This is a genomic window from Streptomyces sp. CBMA29, from assembly GCF_014596445.1.
GTDB lineage: Bacteria > Actinomycetota > Actinomycetes > Streptomycetales > Streptomycetaceae > Actinacidiphila.
In genome coordinates this window covers 116,631-139,967 of sequence record NZ_MECL01000220.1, presented here as the reverse complement: position 1 = coordinate 139,967, position 23,337 = coordinate 116,631, and the positions used below count along the sequence as shown (strand labels likewise).

At 68.9% G+C, this 23,337-nt stretch carries 17 protein-coding genes; 9 read left to right on the top strand and 8 right to left on the bottom strand.

The genetic code is table 11. The features are described from left to right. Window positions 1-98 precede the first annotated feature (98 nt). Together BGM09_RS29925 and BGM09_RS29920 are read left to right on the top strand one after the other, a co-directional pair. Window positions 99-1,262, top strand: a complete 1,164-nt coding sequence (locus BGM09_RS29925; RefSeq protein ID WP_317452950.1) for a DNA gyrase subunit B — start codon at window positions 99-101, stop codon at window positions 1,260-1,262. Between the two features lie 879 nt (window positions 1,263-2,141). Next, window positions 2,142-2,342 (top strand): hypothetical protein, encoded by a 201-nt coding sequence (locus BGM09_RS29920; RefSeq protein ID WP_188284929.1) that lies wholly within the window; start codon window positions 2,142-2,144, stop codon window positions 2,340-2,342. 391 nt (window positions 2,343-2,733) lie between these two features. On the opposite strand, the gene BGM09_RS38120 is transcribed toward BGM09_RS29920, so the two are convergent. From BGM09_RS38120 to BGM09_RS29880, 3 genes are all read right to left on the bottom strand, one after another. Then, a complete protein-coding gene (locus tag BGM09_RS38120; protein WP_223187782.1) occupies window positions 2,734-4,281 on the bottom strand; it encodes a ricin-type beta-trefoil lectin domain protein in 1,548 nt (515 codons plus the stop codon). Window positions 4,282-4,764: 483 nt separating this feature from the next. Continuing rightward, window positions 4,765-5,691, bottom strand: coding sequence for an RHS repeat domain-containing protein (locus tag BGM09_RS38625; protein ID WP_317452949.1), 927 nt, complete (start codon window positions 5,689-5,691; stop codon window positions 4,765-4,767). A gap of 939 nt (window positions 5,692-6,630) precedes the next feature. Continuing rightward, a complete protein-coding gene (locus BGM09_RS29880; protein ID WP_188284836.1) occupies window positions 6,631-8,160 on the bottom strand; it encodes a cryptochrome/photolyase family protein in 1,530 nt (509 codons plus the stop codon). A gap of 351 nt (window positions 8,161-8,511) precedes the next feature. Here BGM09_RS29880 and BGM09_RS29875 point away from each other — a divergent pair, with 351 nt between their 5' ends. The 7 genes from BGM09_RS29875 to BGM09_RS38615 all read left to right on the top strand — a co-directional run bounded on the left by BGM09_RS29875 (window position 8,512) and on the right by BGM09_RS38615 (window position 17,218). Next, window positions 8,512-9,726 (top strand): spore photoproduct lyase family protein, encoded by a 1,215-nt coding sequence (locus BGM09_RS29875; protein ID WP_188284835.1) that lies wholly within the window; start codon window positions 8,512-8,514, stop codon window positions 9,724-9,726. Window positions 9,727-9,962: 236 nt separating this feature from the next. After that, on the top strand, window positions 9,963-10,595 hold the full coding sequence (locus BGM09_RS29870) for a hypothetical protein (protein ID WP_188284834.1): 633 nt from the start codon (window positions 9,963-9,965) through the stop codon (window positions 10,593-10,595). A gap of 252 nt (window positions 10,596-10,847) precedes the next feature. Then, window positions 10,848-12,542, top strand: a complete 1,695-nt coding sequence (locus BGM09_RS29865) for a 5'-methylthioadenosine/S-adenosylhomocysteine nucleosidase (protein ID WP_188284833.1) — start codon at window positions 10,848-10,850, stop codon at window positions 12,540-12,542. 82 nt (window positions 12,543-12,624) lie between these two features. Then, the gene (locus tag BGM09_RS29860) at window positions 12,625-13,413 is read left to right on the top strand and encodes an MBL fold metallo-hydrolase (RefSeq protein ID WP_223187781.1); all 789 of its coding nucleotides are present in this window, start codon (window positions 12,625-12,627) and stop codon (window positions 13,411-13,413) included. A gap of 130 nt (window positions 13,414-13,543) precedes the next feature. Then, window positions 13,544-16,399, top strand: a complete 2,856-nt coding sequence (locus tag BGM09_RS38620) for a polymorphic toxin-type HINT domain-containing protein (RefSeq protein ID WP_188284832.1) — start codon at window positions 13,544-13,546, stop codon at window positions 16,397-16,399. Continuing rightward, entirely contained in the window at window positions 16,399-16,905 is a 507-nt protein-coding gene (locus BGM09_RS29850; protein ID WP_188284831.1) for an SUKH-3 domain-containing protein, read from the top strand. The genes BGM09_RS38620 and BGM09_RS29850 overlap by 1 nt, the downstream gene beginning before the upstream one ends. Before the next feature lie 190 nt (window positions 16,906-17,095). After that, window positions 17,096-17,218, top strand: a complete 123-nt coding sequence (locus tag BGM09_RS38615; protein ID WP_262928428.1) for a hypothetical protein — start codon at window positions 17,096-17,098, stop codon at window positions 17,216-17,218. 91 nt (window positions 17,219-17,309) lie between these two features. Here the strand turns inward: BGM09_RS38615 and BGM09_RS29845 are convergent, their stop codons facing one another. The 5 genes from BGM09_RS29845 to BGM09_RS29825 form a co-directional block, all read right to left on the bottom strand. Further along, entirely contained in the window at window positions 17,310-17,819 is a 510-nt protein-coding gene (locus BGM09_RS29845; RefSeq protein ID WP_188284830.1) for a Pycsar system effector family protein, read from the bottom strand. A gap of 73 nt (window positions 17,820-17,892) precedes the next feature. Further along, on the bottom strand, window positions 17,893-19,224 hold the full coding sequence (locus BGM09_RS29840) for a DUF4407 domain-containing protein (protein WP_188284912.1): 1,332 nt from the start codon (window positions 19,222-19,224) through the stop codon (window positions 17,893-17,895). Window position 19,225: 1 nt separating this feature from the next. After that, window positions 19,226-20,287 (bottom strand): hypothetical protein, encoded by a 1,062-nt coding sequence (locus BGM09_RS29835; protein WP_188284829.1) that lies wholly within the window; start codon window positions 20,285-20,287, stop codon window positions 19,226-19,228. Between the two features lie 102 nt (window positions 20,288-20,389). Next, window positions 20,390-22,423 (bottom strand): hypothetical protein, encoded by a 2,034-nt coding sequence (locus BGM09_RS29830; protein ID WP_317452948.1) that lies wholly within the window; start codon window positions 22,421-22,423, stop codon window positions 20,390-20,392. 88 nt (window positions 22,424-22,511) lie between these two features. Continuing rightward, complete coding sequence (locus BGM09_RS29825) at window positions 22,512-23,285, bottom strand: hypothetical protein (protein WP_188284827.1); 774 nt, start codon at window positions 23,283-23,285, stop codon at window positions 22,512-22,514. Between the last annotated feature and the right edge of the window lie 52 nt (window positions 23,286-23,337).

Here is a 23,337-nt window from a genome sequence, read left to right as displayed (position 1 = left end):
GCCTGCCCGCAGCCTCACTAAAATTGCTCTGACCTGGCGTTTTTCGTGGATTCGCCTACGCTTGGCGGCACTGCTGGACACGGTTTGAGGGGGACTTCGTGAGTGAGGATGCCAAGAGGTACGACGCCACCCACATCACGGTGCTGCACGGCTCGGAGGCCATCAGGAAGCGGCCCGGGATGTACATCGGTTCGACCAGCCAACGCGGCCTGCACCAAGCGGTGTTCGAGGTCACGAACCGGGCTGTGAACGAGGTTCTGGCCGGCCGCGCCGGTGTCGTCGACGTCGTTCTGACGCCTGGCGGCGGTGTGAGTGTCGCCGACGACGGGCCGGGTGTCCCCGTCGAGGCCGCCGGGGACTCCGACGGGCCTGGCCTGGAAGCCCTGCTGACCCGCATGGACAACTGGAGGGAACCGGTCGGCCGCAACGCCGCACTTGTGGGCTTCGTGTCCGTCGGACCCTGTGTCACCAACGCCCTGTCGAGCCGCCTGAGCGCCGAAGTGCGGCGCGGCGGAACCCATTGGGTTCAGAAGTACGCGCACGGCGTCGCGGTCGCCCCGCCCATCGCCGCAGGCCCGGCGACCGGAACCGGGACCACCATTGTCTTCTGGCCCGACGCCGACATCTTCGAGACGGTGGAGTGCTCGTTCGACGTGCTGGCAGAGCGTTTCAGGGAACTGGCCTTTCTGAACCGGAGCCTGCACATCTCCCTGACCGACACGCGACCTTCGGGCGAGCCCCGATCGATGCGGTTCCGATTCCCGGGCGGAGTAAGGGACTTCATCACCTCCCTCGACGTGACGGCCGGAACGTCCGCACATCCAGACGTCATCCACTTTGAGTGGGAGAACCCACAGATGGAAGGGAGGGCCGAAGTGGCCCTGAGGTGGCGCGATAGCCGCGAAGAGCGGGTCCTCGGCTTCGCCAACAGCCGGCCCACCCACGGCGGCACTCACCTGGCGGGCTTCCGAGACGGGATGGCAGCGGCCGTCAACGCCTACGCTCGGGATCGGGGATTGCTGGCGGCGACGAACCCCGATCTCAGCGCCGGCCGGATCGGCGATGGCCTGACAGCGGTCGTGTCGGTGAAGCTCGACCGCCCCGAGTTCGAGGGCGCCACGCCCAGCGTGCTGGGCAACACCGCCGTAGGCACCTGCGTCGAGGAAGGCATGCGGGAATACCTCGGCAGATGGTTGGAAGAGCACCCGGAGCAGGCCGCAATCATCGTCGGCCGCATCGCCGGAAACGTCCGAAGGAGCTGAAAGGCCGCGCCCCCGCCCCGTCAGTCCCGGAGAAGGGCCCGCCAGGGCGATCGACCCGAAGGTAGCGAGTGACTCGGCTGGCCGGCCGCAAGGGGCTGACTTTCGCTCGCCGAGCGCCTGAGATGGCTCCGCGATTTGGGGCTGCTCAGGCCCCTAGTGGTGGGCGGCCCAGTCGGCACGGGCGGCGATGAGCTGCGGGCGGATCGCGTGGTCCCGGCGGCGGCCTGGGCGCGGAGCTTCACCGCGAGGTCGGCCAGTCCGTCGGGGTCGAGGCCGATGGTCCAGTAGCCGTCCACAACGGCGATATCGGCCACAGGGATCCGTGGCTTCGCGGGTCCATCCCCGCTCACGCGCGGAGCAGTCCCACTGACGTGCAGGTCTTCGGCGCCGACCCGCTTGGAACCAACGTCGAACAAAGCGATCAAAGGGGCACTCCGTCCGGGAGATCACCCCGCAAGCCCCCAGCGAACAGAGTACGGCCGCCGCACGGAACGCCGGGGGCGCCACCGGCCCCACGGGACGGCGGCCCCGGGCAGGGCGTCGTCACCCCGCGCCACTCCCGCGCCAGGTCCAGCGGCACGCCGCAGACAGCCAAGGGTGGACGGTCTGACCAGCAGGCACGCCGACAGGGCATCAGTCATTCCCGAGCTCAGATCGCGGCTTCGATGCCCGTCGTCCACTCCATCGACCTGGCATATGACCAGGTCAGCGGGCCTCTTGCCGTTTTGGGGAATGACCCCGTGTGATGTCTCGTCAGTGCTTTGGGGACCGGTCGGGGCCGATGGCTGGAAAAGCCGCAGCTCAGGATGCCCTTCCCCGGGACCACCGTACGGACCGAGTCATGAGGTCACACCGAATTCCCTCCGTCCGCTGACCCGGGTGGAACAGGGCATGGCCGTCCTCGGGGACATGGGACGGATCGTTGACTCCAGAGCGCATGTCATGCGGCTGCTCCAGCGCGCGGGCTTCGAGGCGGACGGAAGCGCGGTGGACGCGGCGGAGAAGGACGGGTTCGACGCGACGCTCCGTGCTGTTGGCTGGCAGATTCAGGCGCAATGGCACCGGGGCGCGCGCAGTTGACCGGGAACCGGGGGGTGCTCTCGCGGATGGCGAGACGCGTCTTTGGCTCAGGCGGTGCGCAGAAAGGATCACAACGCCCAACCGGCTTGCCCTTAGCGCGGTGGATCGCGCGGGGTTGGCCTGGGGATCCGGGGCGGGGGCAGAGAAAGGCTCGCGGTGGCGGCTGGACCTGTACCCCCCCTCTTGAGGGTTCCTGCTGCGGGGGCGCCTGGCGCCGGTTCGTCCCCGTTGGACGTGCACGGTGGACGAAACGCGCTTCGTTGAAGGGCTTGAACCGGTTTACGAGTGCGGGACCCTTCTGGTCGACGCGTTCCAGGAGTGGCTGGCGTACTCCCGCGGCGGCGCGTCCGCGGGGTCGGCAGGTCGACGCTGGTAGTGCGGCGAGCGGGCCTCAGATCCAGGGCGTCGGGGAGCCCAAGGTGGCGAAGTCGATCGCGTCGATCTCGGCGTAGCAGGCGCCCTTGGCGAACCGTACGGTGTTGACGCCCTGTTGGAGCTGGACATCGATGCCGGTCATCGACCACTCGTCCCAGCCGTAGGAGGGGTACGTGACGGTCGTGGCCGGACCGCCGTTGATGGTCAGCAGGTGGGTGCAGGCGGTGCCCATGCCGTTCCCCCCGCGCACGTACATGCGGTAGCCGCCGGTGTAGGGGGCGGTGATCACGTACTGCAGATAGCTGTCGGCGTTGTCGATGTGACCGGCTTTCACCCCGCCGGAGGCGGTGGGGCTGGACGGCAGGTCGGCGTCGTGCACCGAGGCGTAGCCGGGGTCCTCCGCCTCCCAGCGGGTGACGGGCGAGGAGATCAGCGCGGAGTACCAGCGCGCGGCCATCTTGGAGTAGCCGCCGGCCGTCGGGTGCACGCCGTCGGCCAGGTCGGCCGTGGTCAGCGCGGAGTGCATGGACACGAAGTGCACGTGGCGGCCCTGTGCGGCGAGCGCGGAGACCACCCCGGGCACGGCCGCGTTGTACTGCCGCGCGCGGCTCTCGATGGTCGGGTCCGCGAGCGGGATCAGGTCGGAGACCAGTACGTCGGCGGCGGGGGCCGCGTCGGTGATGTGGGTGAGCAGCGTGGACAGCCGGGCCGGAGCGCCGGCCGGGTCGTGGTTCTGGATCATGTCGTTGGTCCCGATGTGCAGCAGGATCGTCCGTGGCGACGTCGCGCGCATCCAGGCGGCGGCGTGTGCGTCGATCTCGTCGATCCGCCAGCCCGGGTGCCCCTCGTGGTCGTGGTCGCCGAGCCGCGCGGGGCCGTTGGACTGCGAGCCGACGAAGTCGTCGGTGTGCCCGTCCGTGGCCAGGTACTGCCACAGGTCCGAGCGGTAGCCGCCGGGCACGTTGTATCCGTCGGTGATCGAGTCGCCCAAGGGCATGATGCGCACGCCGCCGTTGGACTCACCGGTGGGTGTACCGATGCGGAACTGCTGCGCGGCGCTGCCGTTGCAGTCGTAGATCTGGAGACGGGTGCCGTTGGCGGTGGCGCCGCCGGGGGAGTCGAGGCAGCGGCCGGACTGCGGGTTGAACAGCGAGCCGTCGGAGCGTTGCTGCCAGTTCTGTCCGCCGACGCCGTCGCAGTCCCACAGCTCGACCTGGGTGCCGATCGCGGTGCCGTTGCCGATGATGTCCAGGCAACGGCCGAGGGTTTCGAGCGATCCGTTCGCGTTGTGCTTCCAGCGCTGGTCAAACGCCTGCGGCTGGCACGTCCACAGCTGGACGGGTGCGCCGTTGACGCCGGTGTCGTCGCCGCTCACGTCCACGCAGGTAGCGCCCGGCCCGGCGATGACGGGACCGGCCGGCGCGGCATAGGCGGAGCCGCTGGTGAGGAACAGCATGGCGCACAACAGGGCGAGGACGGCCAGGAGGGCGGCCGGGGACGCGCGGTGGCGGGAGCGACGGGAGCGACGGCGGGAGCGAAGGCGCGGTGGCGCGGATACGGGCATGGTCGCGGTCCTCCACGGAAGTTGGGGAACGGTTCACACTCCGCACGGGGTGCCCACGACGGTGGGGGCGCGGGAAGACGGCTTCCGCGCTTCCCGCGTCTTCTGCGCATGCTGCTCCCGGAGAAGTGGGGGGACGGAGCTGAGCTCGCCTGTGTGGGAGGTGAGCGGGCGGTGCGCGACGGCTGAGAACGGAAGTTACGCCCGATGTTTGGGGGCGTCAATATTTGTTGCATTTCTCGTCACTGATGGCCTAAATCATGTTCGCATGTGAGCCTTTTCGGCGGCCAGCGCGATGAGTTGATCTGGCACAGGGTGATCAAGGAGCGGGCGAGTTCGAGAAAGGCTTCGTAGTTGCGGCAGCACTCCCGCGCCGCTCCCGCACCACGCGCTGCGGTACGCGCAGCGGTACGGATCGGTCGGCCACGGGCACCAGTGGGGTTGGCGGCCAGGTCAGGGTGTAGCCGGTGGCGCGGTCGAAGGTCACTACGACGGCCGGGGGCGTACCGTCCCGGACGAAGTCCGTCCTGCTGACGACCGTGCCCGACCGTGCCGTCCTCGCCCATCCCGAGCTTCGCCGTACGGCGCCCCAAGGGGTCGTACGGATACCTCCAGCGGATCCCGTCGGGCGTGCGTACCTCGACGAGCCGGTCCTCGGCGCTCCATCGGGCCGCTGTCCCCGGGCAGCCCGGTGTCCCACTGGCCGACCACGACGTTGCCCAGCGAGTCGTACGCGTAGCGCTCGGTCCAGCCCTCGGCGGACACCGCGGTGACCCGGCCCATCGCGTCCAGGGTGAATCCGCGTCCGCCCGCCGCGTACGTACGCCGGGCGACAAGCGTCCCTGGCCCGTCCGACGAGCCGCTGCGGCTCACGGTCCGGGAGGCGAGGCAAGGCGAGGCGAGGCGAGGGTTGCTGTCCCACTCCTGTCGGATCCTCACCAGGCCGGCGTCGAGGGCCCGTTCGGTCTCCGCGCGCCCACGTCGTATCCGAACGTCATGCGTCGGCCGGGGGCGCGCAGGCCCGTGGGACGCATCCCCGTGTCCCACTCCCAGGTGCTCACCGCGCCGCTCGGGGTGCGGCGCTCGGTCCGGCGGCCGAGCCGGTCGTACGTGTTGGTCGTACGTGTTGGTCAGCGTGCGGCCGTTGACGGTCTGCCGAACCGCCCGTCCGAAGGCGTCGTGCTCGAGCAGCAGTTCCGTGTCCGCGGTGACGGCGCGAGTGAGCCGGTCGGTCGGGTCGTACTCCAAGTACGTGACGCTGTCGCCGTCGTGCCACTCGACGGCGCGTCCGGCGGCATCCCTGACGTAACGCGTCGCCTCACCGGCGCCGTTGATCCGCTCGACGAGCTGGCCTGCGGCGTCGTGGACGTACCGGACCGTCCGGCCGTTGAAGTCCGTTTCGCCGCGGAGCACACCGCGCGGATCGTAGTCGTAGGTCCGCTGTCGGCCGGTGAGTTTGTGACCGAGGTCAGCCGCAGTTCGGTGTCGTAGGCGAAACGCAGGGTCGTGCCGTCGGCGAGGGTCTTCGTCATCAGACGGTCGAAGGACCCGACGTCGAAGAGTGTCACAGTCCCCTGCGGATCGATGTGCCGGACGAGATTGCCGTCGACGTCCGTGGTGGCCGTCGGCAGGCCCGCGCCGTTCGACGTCATATCGCGAACGCCCCCCAGGGCGTCAGTGATCCGGACGAGCCGCCCGCGCGTGTCGTAGTCACGTCCGGTGACAGCGCCCTGCGGGTCGACCGTACGGGTCAGATTGCCGCGCTCGTCGTATTCGTGCCGCCACCTGGTGCCGTCCGTCCGGCACAGTGACCGTCTCCGGCAGCCCCAAGGGGATCGGTCGTACGGACGAGCTGGCCCAGCTCGTTGAACTCGTACGTCGTCGTGTGCCCGAGCGAATCGGTGACGCGTGTGGTGCGGTTCGCGATGTCGTAGGCGAGGACATTTTCCGAGCCGGCCGTACTGACACAAACGGCCTTCGGTGTCGTACTGGTACCGCGTGCCGCGTGCCGCCGCGGTCCTCCCAGCCGGTGACACGGTGATGCTCGTGGTAGCTCAGGCGGAACGGCAGAGCCGAGGAGTCGACGATCTCGGTGACGTCGCCGCGCTCGTCGTATCCGTAGCGGAGCACAGCCGGCCGGTCGGCATCGCTCAGGAGCCTGAGCTCGGTTGTTCGCCGGTCGCGATGTCGATCGGATCGCCGCACCTGAAGCGCTTGGACATGCGGACTGCGGTCTCGCGCATGTCCCGCGGGGCGGGGCCGGCCTTGCGGATGCTGTTGGCGATGAGAGGGCCGGGGCCGCGCCGTGCGCGGCGCAGGCTGTCTGGCGCCGCGCGTCCGTCGGGGGAGGCGTCACGGCGCTTGGGCGCCCCGGGCGGCGGCCTGGTCGAGGAGTTCGGGGAGGTCTTTGAGCCGGTCGAGGCCCTGGACGGCGCGGGCCGTGCGGTGGTTGGCGGCGAGGCGGGCCCGGTGGCGGTGGAGGAAGGCCCAGTAGCCGGTGCTGTAGGGGCAGGCGTGGTCGCCCACACGGTCGGTGGGGCGGTAGGCGCACGGCCCGCACAGGTCGCTCATCTTGTGGAGGTACGCGCCGCCGGAGGTGTACGGCTTGGTGGTCATCAGGCCACCGTCGGCGTACTGCGACATGCCGACGACATTGGGCAGCATGACCCAGTCGTAGCCGTCGACGAAGCAGCGGTGGAACCAGTCGGTGACGGCCGCCGGATCCCAGCCGTCCTGGAGGGCGCGGCTGCCGAGCACCATGAGCCGGGGGATGTGGTGGGTCCAGCCGGTGTCCCGGACCTGGGCGAGCACGGTGGACAGGCAGTTGGCGGTGACGGCGTCGGCGTCCAGTTCGAGGAACCAGTCGGGGAGCGGGGCGTGGTGGCGCAGCTCGTTGCGGTGCCGGTAGTCCTCGCCGAAGTGCCAGTACAGCTGCCATACGTACTCGCGCCAGCCGGCGATCTGCCGGACGAAGCCCTCGACGCTGTTCAGGGGCGCGTCACCGGCGCGGTACGCGGCCTCGGCCCGCTCGACGCACTCGGCCGGGTCGAGGAGCCCGAGGTTGAGCGGCGCGGACAGCAGGCTGTGGCTCATCACCGGATCGGCGGCCAGCATCGCGTCCTCGTACCGTCCGAAGTCCGGCAGCCGGTGCGAGAGGAAACGGCGCAGCGCCGACAGGGCTTCGCGGCGGGTGGCGGGGAAGAGCCGGGGGCCGTGACGTCCGACGAAGGACACCTGGCCGTCGCGCTCCCACCGGTCGAGGTCGTGGCGGACCTCGTCGTCGATCTCGTCGTCGATCTCGTCCTCCTCCGGCCGCCAGGGGCCCGCCACGTCCAGGGTGTCCCGGCCGCGCGGGGGCGGCTCACGGTTGTCGTGGTCGAGATTCCACCGGCCGCCGGCCGGGCCCTCCCCGTCCATCAGGAGGTCGTGCCGCTCGCGCACCCAGCGGTAGAAGCCCTCCATCCGCAGGCTGCCACCACTGCGGCGCCCGGCCCACTGCGTGAATTCGGCCCGGGGCACCAGAAAGCCCTTCGCGGGCAGCACGTCCACCCGCTCCAGGGACGTGACCAGGCCCAGCGCGGCGCGCGAGGTCGGGTGGCAGACCGTGAGCCGGTCCGTGCCGCCGCCGCCCGGCACCTCGGCCAGCCCCTCCGTATACGTCTCGGCGCGTACGTACGTCACCCGGTCGCCCAGTTCGGCCGCGCGGTGCCGCATCGCGGACAGCACCAGATGAGCCTTGGCGCGGTGGAACCGGCGACGGCGCAGCACCGAACGGGCCTCGATCATGATCACCGGCGCCTGTGCGTCGGGGCCGCCGTGCCGGGGATCGAGGAAGTGGGGGCCGAGCTGGTCGCCGAACAGCCAGTGCGGTCGCGGTTCCATGGGGGTCTCCTCTCGCGGCGGCCGGTGCTCCCCGCGGCGGGCCGGTGGTCAGCGGGCCGGTGCTCAGCGGGGTCTGCGCTCCGCAGGTCGGGGCTCCGCGCGGACGATGCTGCCAGCCTCCGCGCGGGTCCGGCGCGCCCACACTCCGGCGGGCCAGGACGTACGCCACCGGCCAGCCCCGGACGGCTCACTCCGCACCGCCCCCGGGCTCGGCCCCGTAGGCTCGGACGCGTCCGTCCGCCATGACGTCCGTCGTCACGTCCGCCGACCACATGCGGCGCGGGCAGCCGCGCGTACCGTACGAGCGGACGACACACCGATCCGGACCAGGCCGTGGACAGGAGGAGCGCCATGCCGCAGCCCCCGGCAGGCTCGTCCCACAAGCGGCCAGTCCAACCCGATACGCCCGCTGCACCCGATACGCCCCAGCAGCAGACCCTCTTCGGCTGGGAGGACACGCCCTCCGCCGCCCCGCCCGACGACGGCGGATTCCGGGACAGCCCGCAGGCGCGCCGGATGCTGGACGTACGGCAGGTGTACGCCGAGCCGGCCGCGCTCGCCTCCCCGCGCGGGCGGCAGATCATGGCGCGGCTCCCCGGCGTCCCCGTCACGGAGGTGGCAAGCCATTGGCGTATCCCCTCCCTGCACGGCAACGAGGGCAACGTCACCCGCTGGGTGCGCGTCAAGACGGAGACCCTCGTCCTGGGCGTGAAGCGCACCCTGGAGACGCGCCCCAACGGCAGGTCGGCCGACTGGATCGCCCCCGGCGCCTCCAACGGCTGCGCGATGGCCTGCGCCTACTGCTACGTCCCGCGCCGCAAGGGATACGCCAACCCGATCACGCTGTTCACCAACGTCGAGGCGGTCATCGCCCACGTCAGACGGCATGTGCGGGCGCAGGGCCCCAAGCAGGAGCCGAACCAGTGCGACCCGCAGGCGTGGGTCTACGACATCGGCGAGAACGGCGACTGCTCGGTCGACGCCCTGGTCTGCGACAACACCGCCGACCTCATCGCCGCTTTCCGCGCCCTGCCGACCGCCAAGGCGTCATTCGCCACGAAGTTCGTCAACCCCGACCTCCTCGCGCTGGACCCGCGGGGCCGTACCCGGGTGCGCTTCTCGCTGATGCCAGAACCCGACTCGCGCCTGCTGGACATCCGTACCAGCCCGGTCGCGGAGCGCGTCGCCGCCGCGGCGGACTTCCTCGACGCCGGTTACGAGGTCCACTTCAACCTCTCACCGGTCGTACTGCGGCCCGGCTGGCAGCGCGACTGGGCCGGTCTGCTCACCCGCCTCGACGATGTCCTGCCCGATCGGGTGAAGCGGCAGGCCGCCGCCGAGGTCATTTTGCTGACCCACAACCAGCAGTTGCACGAGGTCAACCTCGGCTGGCACCCGCGCGCGGAGGACGTGCTGTGGCAACCGGCCGCCCAGGAGGTCAAACGCTCGGAGAACGGCGCGCTCAATGTCCGCTACGCGCGGGACGTCAAGCACGGCGCCGTCGTCCGGCTCCGGGAGCTGATCGCGGCACACGCCCCTTGGCTACGGGTCAGATACGCGTTCTGAAGGCCGGGCCGGGCCGGGCCAGGCCGGAGTCGGGGCCGCAACCTCATGGCGTCCTGCGCCGGGGCCTCAGGCCGGTAGCCACCGGGCAACAGGCAACGAGCAACGAGCAACGAGCAACAGGCAACCCACCACGCCATTTTCAGCCACAAAGCGGCACATTTTGTTTCTGCTGCGCACTCGCGGGGTAGGGGGCAGGGAAGTCGCGTCCGCAATCGTGCGAGCCGTGGGGGGATGCTGTGGCCGGCAGCGGTGGAGTGACGACAGCCGACTTACTTCTGGTCGAGTACGGCAGCCTCAAGGAAGAACAGCGGATGCGGATCGGATTCCGTGACAATCTGCTGTACGCGGCGTTCGCCTCAATGGCAGCCGTCGTCGCCGCGGCCCTTCAGCTTCAGAACACGGGCCTTCTGCTCCTTCTGCCGCCGGTATCCGTGCCGCTCGGCTGGACCTACCTCGTCAACGACCAGAAGATCTCGGCCATCGGACGGTACGTGCGCGACGACATCGCGCCGCGCCTGGCCGCCTTGGCCGTCGGCCCCGGCGGCCCTCCCGTCTTCGACTGGGAGAACGCTCATCGTCGCGATGCGCGGCGTGCTTCGCGCAAATATCTCCAACTCGGCGTCGACCTGCTGACTTTCTGCGCAGTCCCCACCGTGGCGCTCATCGTGTTCTGGCTCTCGTCCGACGCGACGGCCGCCCTGCTCGTCACTTCCCTGATCGACGCGTCCATGCTCGCCGCTCTTTGCTGCCAGATCGTCCTCTACGCGGACCTCTCCGGACCGTCGACGACGCCCGTCGGCACCGGAAGCGCGCCACCGGTCGCGTCGGCCCCCTCATCGGGCAGCGCACCGCCACGCGCCGCGGCATAGGGCGTCGAGCGGATCTTCGCCGAGTCGGGGTGCGGATCACCCTCGTCGAACGCAATTGCATTCGCTCTGGGGAAACGTGTCGAGCCGCGGGCCGTCGTAGTGCTTCATTCCGCCGCTTCGTCACCGGCATCAGCCTCACATCGCGCTCGGAGTAAACCCCCGCAATGGCTGACAGCCCTCGGATCGTCGCCCTCGTTCGTAGACTGGATCGCCTGACGACGATGCCTCGCACCAGAAGGACCGGGCGCATAAATGCACAGTGACGAATTATCCGTTGTGGCTCTGATCCTTACTGCGCTGCCACTCGAGTACAAGGCCGTGAGCCGCCATGCGACCGGCCTGCGCCCGCATGAACACTCAACGGGAACAGTGTTCCGAGTCGGCGAACTGCGCAGCGGTGTCCGGATCGCATTGGGCTCAACCGGAGAGGGCAACGTCAATGCCGCGGTGATGGCCCCTCATGGAATCGAAATGTTCCGGCCACAGGCAGTCCTGTTCGTCGGCGTGGCCGGAGCTTTGAAGGACGACATCGAACTCGGCGACGTCGTGGTGGGCACGCGAATCTACGCGGTCCACGGCGCCAAAGAGGACGGTGAACGGTCTCGGTCGCGGCCCCGCTCCTGGGAGACCAGTCACGGTCTGTTGCAGCTCGCCAAGCACGTGGACGCCGAGCGTGACGAATTTCTTGCGCGGTCCGCGCCCGGCACACCGTCGCCTTTCAGAGTCCATTTCAAGCCCATCGCCGCCGGTGAGGTCGTCCTCGACTCCAGACACTCGTCACTCGCCCGTGGACTCGACGCGCACTACCAGGACGCGGCCGCCATTGAAATGGAGAGCGCGGGAGTCGCTCAGGCGGTGCACGTCCATGGCTCGGCCCTGCTGACCGTCCGGGGTATCAGCGACATGGCCGATGGCGCCAAAGGAACCGCCGACAGCCGAGGGTCCCAGGAGCGTGCCGCCGCCCATGCCGCGGAGTTCGCCCTCGCCGTGGTCGATCAGCTCGGCGAAGGCATCACCCGCCGCACCTTCCGCGACCCATCCGAAACGCACGAACGGTACAGTCCGTCCGGCCCGTCCGCGCGGACCGAGGGCGGTCCGTCACGGACTTCCCCTGACCCTGAAAAGGAACAAAGGACGGAGCCCCGAGGAGGCGGTGCTCCCGCTCTCTTCCGACGACGAGCAGTCGGAACCGGGGCCCTGGCCGCTGTGCTGATCGCGGCTGCCGCGTGCGCCGGCTGGGCCGTTCTGTCGCGCCACGGGGCCGGCGACAGTCCCGCGACCGGCTACCCGAAGTCGCGGTCGGCCGGTACACCGTCGAGCACCTTCACCACGCATCCGGCGGGCACCACTCATCCGGCGGGCACGACGCCCGAGGTACCGTCCGCACTGCCGGACGGCGTCTATCAGATTTCCACGGAGGCGGGCGGGCACACCCTCTATCTGGCGGTCCCCAGTTCGCCGGGGAAGAGGCTCGTCCTGGAGTGCGAGAAAGGCGCAATCGACTCAGTGCCCAATTTTCGGCATTTCTGCGGAGTCCAGCTCACAGCCGAGGCGATCGATCGGAACGAGAGCGTGGACAAGAGTCAGATCTGGAATATCAGCGCCGCATCCAAAGCCACCATTCGCCCCCTTTTCTCCGGCGGCACGACCGACAACATGACGGGGCAGCCGCCCCAGGACGTGCTGTGCAAAGCTATGGGGAGTTACCAGAACGGGGCCGGATTCTTCATGTGGCCAAAGGAGTGCGGCGAGCCGGTGCTGGATCAGTTGACGGACCTGAAGCTGACCATCAGTCCGGCGCGGGGCGGCTATGAGGTGATCTCCAACGAGGGCTGTCTGACCGTGCACGACGACGCGACAGGAGATTCTCGCGTGCCGGTCACGTTTGAAAAGTGCGGCGCCTCGCACGTCACACAGGTCTGGCAATTTCGTCCGCATAAGGCATAGCGCGGAAGCCGTCGCGGTCCCGAGGGCTGGGCAGTCGGCTGGGCAGTCGGCTGGGCAGTGCAGGCAAGCGATAGGAGCAGAGATGGGAGCAGAGATGGGAGCAGAGATGGGCAAGCTGAAGCAGGTGGCCGACGGTGTCTGGGTGCGGCAGAGCGACTGGGTCTGGTCCAATTCGATCGTGGTGCGCGGCGAGGACGGGCTGGTCCTGATCGATCCCGGCATCGACGGTTCCGAGTTGGACCAGCTCGCCGATGATGTGGACGGGCTCGGCATTCCGGTGGTGGCCGGTTTCTGCACCCATCCGCACTGGGACCATCTGCTGTGGCATTCCCGGTTCGGCGATGTGCCGCGCTACGCGACGAGCGCCGCCGCCCGCGTCGCCGGTCGGGCCCGGGAGCGGGCGCAGGCGATGGCGGCGGAGAGCGCGTCCGGCGTACCCCTCGACCTCATCGCGCTCGTCACCCCGCTGCCCGCCGACGGCGGAGCGGTGCCGGGCCAGGTCATCGAGCACCAGGCGCACGCTGTCGGCCACGCCTCGGTCCTGTTGGCGGACCGAGGCGTCCTGCTCGTCGGCGACATGCTCTCCGACGTCCTGATCCCGCTCTTCGACGCTCGCCAGGACGATCAGGTGGGAGCCTACGAAGGCGCTCTCGACCGGCTGGCCAAGGCTGCCAGGCAGGCCGACGTCGTGGTCCCGGGCCACGGCTCCGTTGCCGAAGGCCGCGAGGTGGCGGCCCGCTTCGCCGCCGAGCGTGCCTACATCGACGCGCTCCGGCGAGGAGACGACCCGGTCGACGCGCGCCTGGGCCCGCACGCGGACTGGCTCTCCCGTCCTCACCGGGCCAACATGGAACAGGCCCGAGGCCGGTAGGACCCGCATAACCGGGCGGGCCGACCGGATCAACACCCTGGCCAAGCGGTCGGCGCGGAACTCCCCGCCGACATCGCCATCGCCCGTCCGCACCCCGCGCAGCGGTCAAAAGGCCGGTCAGAGGAGGGTGTTGTACGCCTGCCAGCCGTCGCTGATCTTGAGGCGGGGCCACGGCCAGAACTCGGCCATCACCGACCCCGGCACGAACCTGCGCACGTACGCCTACAACCTGCTGGGCGAGAGGATCTCGCAGACCGATCCGGACACCGGCACGACGACGATGCGTTACGACGCCGACGGACGCATGACGTCCACCACGGACGCCCGCGACAGGACGATCTCCACTACCTATGACGACCTGGGACGCCAGACCGCCCGGTACGACGGTCCCGACGCCGCGTCGCCGAAGCTCGCCGAGTGGAGCTACGACAACACCGCGGTTCCGAACAGCCTCGGCCGGTTGACGTCTTCCACCCAGTACGACTCGTCCGGCAACGCGTACGTCCAAGCCGTCAACGGCTACAACGTTCAGGGAAATCCGACCAAGACCACGACCACGATCCCGGCCAGCGTCGCCGGCCTGGCCGGCTCCTACAGCTACTTCCACGGATACACGCCCAACCTCGGACTGCCTCTGTCCACGACCTATCCGGCGGTCGGCAACCTCCCGTCGGAGAAGGTCTCCTACGGCTACAACTCCATGGACATGGTCGACTCCGTGGGCGGTGTGTCCACGTACACCCGCGACACGATGTTCGACGCCTACTCCCGTGTGTCACAGGTCATCGACGGCGCTGCCGTGGCCAACAGCGCGGTGTTCACTAACACCTACGACGAGCACACCGGGGCGCTGAACAACACCAATATCAGCCGGTCCGCCGCTCCGCAGAACATCCAGGACACGACCTACACACGTGACTTGGCGGGCGATATCACCAAGATCACGGACAATCGCCTGGGCGCCGCGACGGACACTCAGTGCTTCGCCTACAACGGCCTCGGCCGCCTCACCGACGCGTGGACGGCGACCGACAACTGCGCCGGTGCCCCCACCGCCGCCGGTGCCAGCCCCACGGTCGGCGGCGCGGACCCCACGACCACGTACTGGACGTCCTGGACCTTCGACGTGGACGGCAACCGCAAGACACAGGTCAATCACGGCACTTCGGGTATCAGCGCCGACAGCACCACCACGTACTCCTACGGCAAGCGCGGCAATCCCACAGCCCAGCCCGACACCCTCACCGGCGCGCAGACCACCGCCCCCGACGGCACCGTCACGGGCAGCAGTTACACCTACGACGACGCCGGCAACACCACCATCCGCACCACGACGCCCGGCACGGACACGCTGTCCTGGAACGACGAGGGGCAGATCGCAAGCCTCAAGACCACGGGCCAGGACAACCCCACGACCTATACGTACGACGCCGACGGCAATCAACTCCTCCGTTCAGACCCGGACGGCAAGACCACGCTCTTCCTCCCCGACCAGGAAGTCGTCTACGACTCGTCTGTCACCGGCTCGGGTGCGACCACCGCCACGCGCTACGTAGCCCTCCCAGGCGGCGCCACTTGCACCCGCACCGGCGCCGGCAACGCCTACAGCTACATCGCGGCGAACGACCAGGCGACCGGCACCACCAGCCTGACCGCGACCGACGAGACGCCCACGTTCCGGCTCCTCGATCCGTACGGCAATCCGCGCGGCACGCAGCCGACCGGCTGGCCCGGCGACAAGGGGTTCGTGGGCGGTACCCAGGATCCGACGACCGGCCTCACGCGCCTCGGGGTACGCGACTACGACCCCGCTCTCGGGCGCTTCACCTCGGCCGACCCGCTCTTCGAAGCCACCGACCCCAACCAGATCGGGGGCTACGCCTACGCGGGCGACAGCCCGGTCACCTCCAGTGACCCCAGCGGTCTCCAGTCGGGCGACACCGGCGGAGGCGGTAATCGCATCCACCACCCCGCTTCCGACTGCCCGCCCTTCTGCAGCGTCGACGATCAGCCCCACGGCCCCAGCGGCCCCCACGGCGCCAACCGGAACCACTGGAGCCGGCGGCTACTGGCACCCGCAGTACAAGGGGCACAACGTCTGTTACGGCCGCACCGGCTGCACCAAACCAATCTCCTGCTGATTCTGGAGTTCATGGGAGCTCCCGAATTCGGTGAGAGCAAGGCGAGCGCCTGCGGGAGAAACAGCTTCACCGCGGACACCAAGGTCCTCAAGGCAAATGGTGAGATCGTCCCGATAGCGTCGGTCAAGTCCGGTGACCGGGTCTTGGCAACGGATCCGATCACGGGAACCACCCACGCGGAGACCGTCACCGACGTCATCGTCACCAAGACGGACAAGGACTTCACCGACGTCACGGTCAACGTCGGCGACGGCTCCCGCACCATCACCTCGACCCAGCACCACCCCTACTGGGACGCCACCGACCACGAGTGGAAGAACGCCGCCGACCTCCACCCCGGCGACAAACTCCGCCAGCCCAACGGCACTCTGATCACCGTCGCAGCAGTCCGCAACTACCAGCACAGCGAGACCACCTACAACCTCACCGTCCACCGCCTGCACACGTACTATGTAGTGGCGGGGGCTACGCCGGTCCTTGTCCATAACTGCGGTGAGGCATCCCTCGACGCACAGGCCAATGCGGGCGAGACTCGGGGAAGCGACTTCGCCGCCGAATATGAATCTCAGAGCGGCCATGTCTACCGATCGGACAACAAGGAGCCTGTCACCGCTCCGGATGAAATGGCGGAGATCTTCGAGCAGCATGCCCACCCGATGAACGGTGGATGTGCGGAAATGCAGTGCCTGAGCAAGGCGTATGCACGAGAAGGTGAACCGGGTATCCGAGGCGGGAACATGACTACGGTGCATGTGAGCGATACACCCAAGGGTGACCACGGTGCTTCTGCCACCCCGTGCAGGGCATGCCGCCGAGTGATGGACAGCTTGGGGGTGAATTACTAGTGCCCGGCGAACCGGAGGATTTCACCTCCCGATTGAACCCGGCAACGGTTTCCGCCCTGCGGGAGGCTGGCTGGTACCCCGGGCGGCACCTCGACGTGTCCTCCGACATCCAGTCTCTGGAGGCGCAGGGGTACATCCCGAGCCCATTGGCAACCGCCTTCCTCGAAACGTTCCGAGGCCTGAAGATTGGGCCCGCCCGTGAGGACGGCCCCAACTTCATCAACGGCGAACCGTTCTTCGTCGATGCCGTGGGGGCTGGCGGCAGGCATCAGGACGAATCCTCGGCGATCGGCTCAGCCGTCGGCGGTTCATGGTTTCCCGTTGGCTGGTGGCTCAGCTATTCGCATGTCTTCATGCGGCAGGACGGGGCTGTGGCCGCTTACGCGAACGGCCTGATCTGGCGCATCGGAAGCACACCCTACGAGGGCTTGGACCTTATGGTGAGCGCGGATCGCCCGTTGATCTGCGTTCATGCGCCCGAGGGGATGAAGCCGTGGCCCAAGTAGGGCTCAGGCGCCCGTCGGGAAGTGTGGATGAGCATCACTCAGAACTCCGAGGAGTGGCGCTCAGCAGCGGACGGTTCTGGGCCGCCCCGCCGTCGTTTACTCCAACCGCACCGTCAGGCTCACCTTCCGTTTCGACGGGAGCGACAGCGAGAGCGGTCCCGGTGTCCCGGCCCGCGTGCTCTCCGTGGCCATGGACGCGAAGGACCGCGGCGGCTCCTACGAGGTGACTTTGTGGCGCAAGGACGGCACGATGCCGCTCCGCATCACCGAGGCGGTGCTCCCCACGATTCAGGGGTGGGCCGCCCAGGCGTGACGGGCCGGCGCCCGGACCCCGGCGCTTTGGCGGACACGGTGGCCGCGGGCCCGTACGGGCCGCGATTCCCGGGGTTGCGGCCGAGAGGGCGTCAGGTCGATGTGCCGAGGAGGAAACCCGCCGCCGTCAGAATCACGAACGCCGCCGACCACAGCATCCCGTACCGCACGCAGCGGTACTTGACCGAGACGATGTGCGAGAGCCGCTCCAGTTGCTGGAGGTCACGGTCGCTGACGTCGGTGCGCCGGATGGCGTCGGCGAGAAATGTCGTGGAGCGGGTGGCGTTCACGTCTCCGAAGTAGTGGGCACGCATCGCCCGGGACGGGCCCAGGCGCGGAGCGATGACCATGCCGAGGAAGAGAAAGGCCGGTATCCAGGTGGCACAACCGGCCCAGAACAGCGCCTGCGGCAGTGGTGAATAGTGCTGCGGCGCGAGGTTGCCCGTGGTGAGCGCGCCGAGAAGAGTGGCAAGTGCCGCGCCCAGACAGGACAGGACGAGTCCCGCCTTTCCGTCCGCCTTCACCAACTCCTCCCGGGTCTCAGCGGTCAGGATCCGGAGCAAGTCCTTCTGACGGTTCGTCGCTCTGCTGCGGTCAGGCATCGGACCCTCCCTGTCTCGCCGGTCGTCGGGCGGCCTCTCGGAGCCCGCCCGACGACATCGACAACGATGACGGTCAGTGCGCCGACGTACGGCGCAGCTCTTCCTCCAGTGCGCTGATCGCCTGCCGCGTACGGATGTTGGTCGTCGCGACGACCTCACGGTGCGCGGCCTCGGACTCGGCACGACTGCGCCGGACGTCCTGCTCGATGGCGTGCTGGGCGATCTCGGTGTCCGCCAGTGCTCGCAGTTCGGCCAGCCGGACCCGGGAACTGTGCACTTTGACCGCGCTGGTGCTCTCGTAGCTGAGCATCCGCTCGTAGGTGCTCTCGCCCCCCAGCGACTTCGCCATGACAGGAAGCACGTCCAGGAACACGAACAGGGCCCTGACCAGCCAGATCCCGACGAACAGCACGGGCTTGCCCGCGGCCAGTTCGTCCAGCGCCTGCATGCGCTCCAGGACACCGATCTCCCGCTGCTTCGCTTGCTCCTCGGCCATCCGCTTGTCGACCGCCGCCGCGCGGGCCTTCACGAAGTCGCCGCGCGAACTGGCGACCCCGCGCTCCAGCGTGGCGATGCGGACGTTCATCCCGCTGAGTTGTCGCTGTTCGGTGTCCAGTGCGTGCGTCGCCCGGAAGTCGCGTGCCTTGGCGCGCAGCCGTTGGCACTCGGACGTCCTTTCCAGCAAGCCGCTGGCGGCGTCACGGATGAGCTGCCGGCATTCGTCGCGTACCTGCGTGTCGAGCGCGGTCAGCTCCGTGTTGTCCTGGTCGACCCGCTTCTGCAGGGCTGTGGCGTCCTCGCGCAGAGTCGCCAGCTCGTCGGCCTGATTGCCGGGGGTCGCGCCGAAGACCAGCGTGTAGTGGCCGCAGTTCGCGGGCGGCGCGGCGGCGGTGCCGGACGGCACCGGGTTGCAGGCCAGCAGCTTGCCGCGCAGGTCGTCCAGCGTGGTCGTCCGGCCGTCGGCGATGTGCTCCTCAATGGCTGTGGAGAAGATTCGCAGCACGAGGGGCTCGGCGATCACGACTCCGAGCAACAGGGCCATCACCAGCCGCAGCACGACGGGGCCGAATCTGCGACGGGCGTTCGGTACGGGCGTGACCAGCCAGCGGTCCAGATTGAGGATGAGCAGCAGCCAGATGACCGTGGGCAGCAGGGCCACGATCGAGACCCGGCCCAGTGCCTCCGTGGCGAAGTTCCACATGGAGAACGCCGCGATCACGGCTGTACCGAGTACCACACCGCCGAGCGCGGTGTACTTGCTGCGTTCGTGCCGGACCTCTGCGAGCAGTTCCTCGTCGACGCCGGTGAGCGAGCGCAGGAACCGTCCCAGGTCAGGCACGGCGTGCGGGGACCCGTCCGCGCCGACGGGCCGGGACAACGTCCGGGCGATCGGGTTCTGTGGCATGTCAGTCAACGAAATCGTCCTCGTCCTTGACGAAGTCGTCCTCCGGCGTCTGCGCGGACCGCAGACTACGGGGCGCCGGGCGCGGCTCGTCCGACGGCCGGGTGCCACCGACGTCGAGTGCGGGGTTGGCACCGGACCGCGAAGCGCCCTGGCGCACGAGCTCCTCAAGCAGCGGCTGGGGATCGGACAGAGTGCCTTCCGCACCCATTTGCCGCACCAGTTCGAGGATCAGGTCCCGCTGGGTCTGCGCCGAGAGCATCTCCCTGGCCTCGGCATGTGCGCGCTTCTCCTCGTCGATCCTGGCCGCGCGTGCCTCCCGGGCGGCGGCGAGGCCGTGGATACGCGCGGCCACGTCGGCGACATCGACGCGTTCGCGCACGATGCCGATCGCGTCGGCGTAGTCGGACCCCTGGGCCAGCAACTCGGCTATTCGCTGGGCGTCGTAGGACTCGAAGTCGTTCTGGCCGCGCAGCAGTTCGTGTGAGCGGCGCTGCTCGCGCAGCTTCTGCTCCCACGCACGGAGCTCGTCGGCCACGTATACCTCGACGCCGACGAACTCCACGCTCATTCCCGAGACACGGGGAGGTACGACGGTGCTGTACGCGGTCATCCAGCGAGCCGCTTCCGCTCGGACGGCGTTGACCTCTTCGACGCGATAGCCGGCGCTCACTCGGGGCAGGTCGTCCTCCCCCGCCAGGTAGGCGCGGAGAGGCACCGTCACATCGACCACGCCCTGGCGGGCGATCAGGGCCGGGTCGGTTACCTGGCACGAGAAGGACACGCTGACGGTGAACTGGTCCGCCTCGCTCACCGAGGGCACTGTCCGACGGACATCGACGACGCGCACTCTGGTGTCGATCAGGCTGACGGACGAGGCGTCGAGCACATCCGCGTGACCCGGGTCGAAGACCAGACCTTCCGGGTACTGGCGGTACTCTCCGCCGACGCGGAAGACATGGACGGTGCCGGGAAGAAGCGGCGGCACGTCCTCACGTCGGCGGCGGGACCACAAGCGGCTGCTGACCACGCCAAGGACGTGCTCGGACACAACGGGATAATTCACTTGCCTCGATCTCCTTGATGTACGACGTGATGTACGAACTGAGGTGCGGCTTGAGATGCGCCTCGGCCTGCGAGCGGAACAGCGGCCTGTCCCGAGGAACGGCTAGACCCCCGGCGTCCCGAGGAGCACGTGGGCCATCTGACGGGTGCTCGGCATGGCGAGGTCGGGGTGGCGGAGCACCGCGAGCAACCGGGAGCTCAGCGCCTGCCACTGGGCCGGCGTCATCTCCTCGCGCATCGCCTCGCCCAGGGTCCGTACCGCGTCGGCGACGGACGGTTCGTCGCGGACGTCGACGAGGGTGTCGCAGAGCGCCTCGAACGCGGTACGGCGACTCCGGCTGAGCAGCAGCCCGGCCCAGAGCTTCCCCAATTGCCGGGCGTTCTCCCGGCGCTGCCGGAGCAGGGCTCCGGGCAGGGTGCCCGGCTGGTTCCCGAGCCTGGGCGCCACGAGCACCTGGGCGGCGATCAGCGTCGTTCGACGGTGATCCCAGGTACCCGCGCGGGCGTTGGCCATCCGCGTACGTATGTAGCGCAGTGTGAACAGCGCCCGCTCGGGTTCCTGCTCGGCCGTCTGCAACAAGAGCACGACAGAGCGACGTGCGGCGGCCGCCATACGCTCTCCCCGACCGGTGAGGCGCCACAACCAGTTGAGCACCTCAAGGCGGTAGACGGAGCCGAGCGTTCCCGACAGCGCCATCGCCATCGTGATCGCCCGAGCCTGTCCCCTGTTGCTGGCCCAGCCCAGGGCGATGGTCAGGGCCGCCGGGGCCAACCGGTCCGTCTCGGCCATGTGCTGAAGGGTGAGGGCCGCGGTCACTCGCTGGTTGGTCAGGCCGTCCGCCCACTCCTGGAGGAGCAGGTCATCGACCTCTGCCAGGGAGTGACCGGCGAACAGGGCGGTACCCCGGGCGACTTCGGTGCGGACCGCGAGGTCCGGGTGCTGCGCCAGGTCGTGCAGCCAACGGCGCAGCGGGTACCACAGTTCGTATCCGTAGAGGGTGTGGAGTTCCCCGATGACCAGTTCGCGGATGCCCGGTGAGATGAAGACCATCCGGCGTTCGCTCCGGTCCGCGCCCAGCCCCGGCTCGGGCCGTCGATCGACGCGGACGAGTCCGGTCGCCCGCTTGCGCCACAGGGCCCGGCTCTGGGGGAGCACCGTCGTGCCGGTGCCAGGTACCGGCACGGCGTCGCGCTCACCGGGAGCGGACTCACCGCTGAGCTCCCAGTCACGTACGAGTCCCTCCAGCGTGGCCAGGTGCTCCTCGAAGCTGCGTTCCGGGATGCCCTCCAAGAAGGCCAGGGCGGCCAGCGGCAGCAGGTCCTCCAGCAGCGGCACCTTGCGGAACCACATCCGGACGGCATCCGCATCGCTGCCGCTCATCGTCTTCATCGCCGTGGGCGTCCCCCCGGCGCAGAACCCGGTCGCGGCGGCGACCACGTCGGCGGGCCGGCGCTGTTCGCCGACCCGTTCCATGAGTGCCGAGGGCAGTTCGGCCGCTTGGAGCGGATCCAGGCAAGCCCGGAACAGCTCCTTTGGGTCGGGAGCCCGCCATGGCACGCAGTAGCCGTCGAAGGCCAGTCTCCGCAGGCTGCTCTCGGTCGCGGTGATCACCAGGTAGCTGTCCTTGCGGCGCAGCTCCTCCGCCAACCGTGCGATGTCGTAGGACTGCACGGGATCGGCGTTCGTCTCTCCGACGTAGTCCAGGATGACGAACGCCTGGCGCTCCTTGAGCGCGTTCGGCGCCGTCAGCCCTGCCAGGGAGTTCGCGGGCGAAAGGCTTCTGAGGCCGATACCCGGCCCGGTCAGTTCCCGCAGCAGCGCGAAGGCCCCGGCGCGGCGGCCGGTGTCCTCGTGGCCGGAGAGCACCACCAGGTGATCACGGCGGATTTTGGCGAGCGCCTCGCTGAAGCACGGCTGAGGGCTCAAGTAGTGCCGCAGCGCGTGGTCGACCTCCTCCGGACGCACATTGCCCGGGGCGAGTCCGGGCGCCCGTGGAGCGCCGAATCCGAACGTGGCCCCAGAAGCCTCGACGGTCGAGTGGAAGTGGTTGTGCACCTGTTGCCCGAAAGCACGGTGGAGCTCCGCGAATCCCTGGGCGTCGCCCTCCTTCTCCGCGGAGTCGGATACGACGTGCACCTCCGGTGATCCGCCCGCCGCGAGCGGTTCTTGCGGAACTCCCTCAGGCGGCGCCGCTGCGGCCCCGTCGGTCGGAGTCCCATCGTCGTCAGCCATTCGAGCCGCCAAAGCCCACGGTGCCTCCTCGCAGATCAACCGGACCCGCGAAGTTGTTCACATTCAGGCGATCGGCCCGGTAATGATGGCCGGAAGCGCTCTCGGCAGCCGAACCGTGGGATCGGCTCGGCGACGCGGACGAAGCCGTCGCCGTATCAGCGGGACGCGGCCCTGGGCTGAAACCGTTTCCGCCGGGTATCCGCAGCCAGGCGACGGACTCGTATTCCTTGACCTGTACGGCGACTTTCCGGAAGTCCTCCGGCGACAAAGTGGTGTGACCGCTTCCCACCGTCGACCGGTACACGTGGTCGGACAGCAGGACGGCGAGGTCCGCCGGCTCGTACTGACGCAGTGCCTCATAGAGATGCGCCGAGTTGAGCAGCCGGGAGACCGACACCACGGTCGCGCCCGCGAAACCGTTGGGCGCCACCTCCACGGGCCCGTGGTCGACGGCGAGCCTCAGCCGTAGCCGGGACGCGGAGATCCTGCTCCGGTTGTATTCCCCTAGTTCCCAGACCAGATGGCGTACAAAATCGTCGACCAGGCGTGGCTCCGAGCCGTCCATCGGGTAGACGGCCAGTTCCTCGTCGCCTTTGGGCTGGAGGTGCCACTGGGAACGGTTCAGTCCCGCACCGTCGGCGGCGCGGGAGAGAAGTCGTGGGAGGTCGTGCTGAATCTCGGACTGTCTGCGGTCGTCATTGCGGCTGTATGCCTGGGCATCGACGGCAATACACGTACAGGGATGGAACCCGGACCATGCGGCCATGTGACCATTCCTCTCTGGCCTGGAACGGAGTAGGTGCTGCGTTTTCCTAGAC

Coding starts and splice junctions, on each gene's coding strand:
- BGM09_RS38615 (WP_262928428.1), top strand. CDS start 17,096: ATGGACGCGAAGGACCGCGGCGGCTCCTACGAGGTGACTTTGTGGCGC.
- BGM09_RS29860 (WP_223187781.1), top strand. CDS start 12,625: ATGGGAGCAGAGATGGGAGCAGAGATGGGCAAGCTGAAGCAGGTGGCC.
- BGM09_RS29845 (WP_188284830.1), bottom strand. CDS start 17,819: ATGCCTGACCGCAGCAGAGCGACGAACCGTCAGAAGGACTTGCTCCGG.
- BGM09_RS38120 (WP_223187782.1), bottom strand. CDS start 4,281: ATGCCCGTATCCGCGCCACCGCGCCTTCGCTCCCGCCGTCGCTCCCGT.
- BGM09_RS29825 (WP_188284827.1), bottom strand. CDS start 23,285: ATGGCCGCATGGTCCGGGTTCCATCCCTGTACGTGTATTGCCGTCGAT.
- BGM09_RS29865 (WP_188284833.1), top strand. CDS start 10,848: ATGCACAGTGACGAATTATCCGTTGTGGCTCTGATCCTTACTGCGCTG.
- BGM09_RS29875 (WP_188284835.1), top strand. CDS start 8,512: ATGCCGCAGCCCCCGGCAGGCTCGTCCCACAAGCGGCCAGTCCAACCC.
- BGM09_RS29880 (WP_188284836.1), bottom strand. CDS start 8,160: ATGGAACCGCGACCGCACTGGCTGTTCGGCGACCAGCTCGGCCCCCAC.
- BGM09_RS29840 (WP_188284912.1), bottom strand. CDS start 19,224: ATGCCACAGAACCCGATCGCCCGGACGTTGTCCCGGCCCGTCGGCGCG.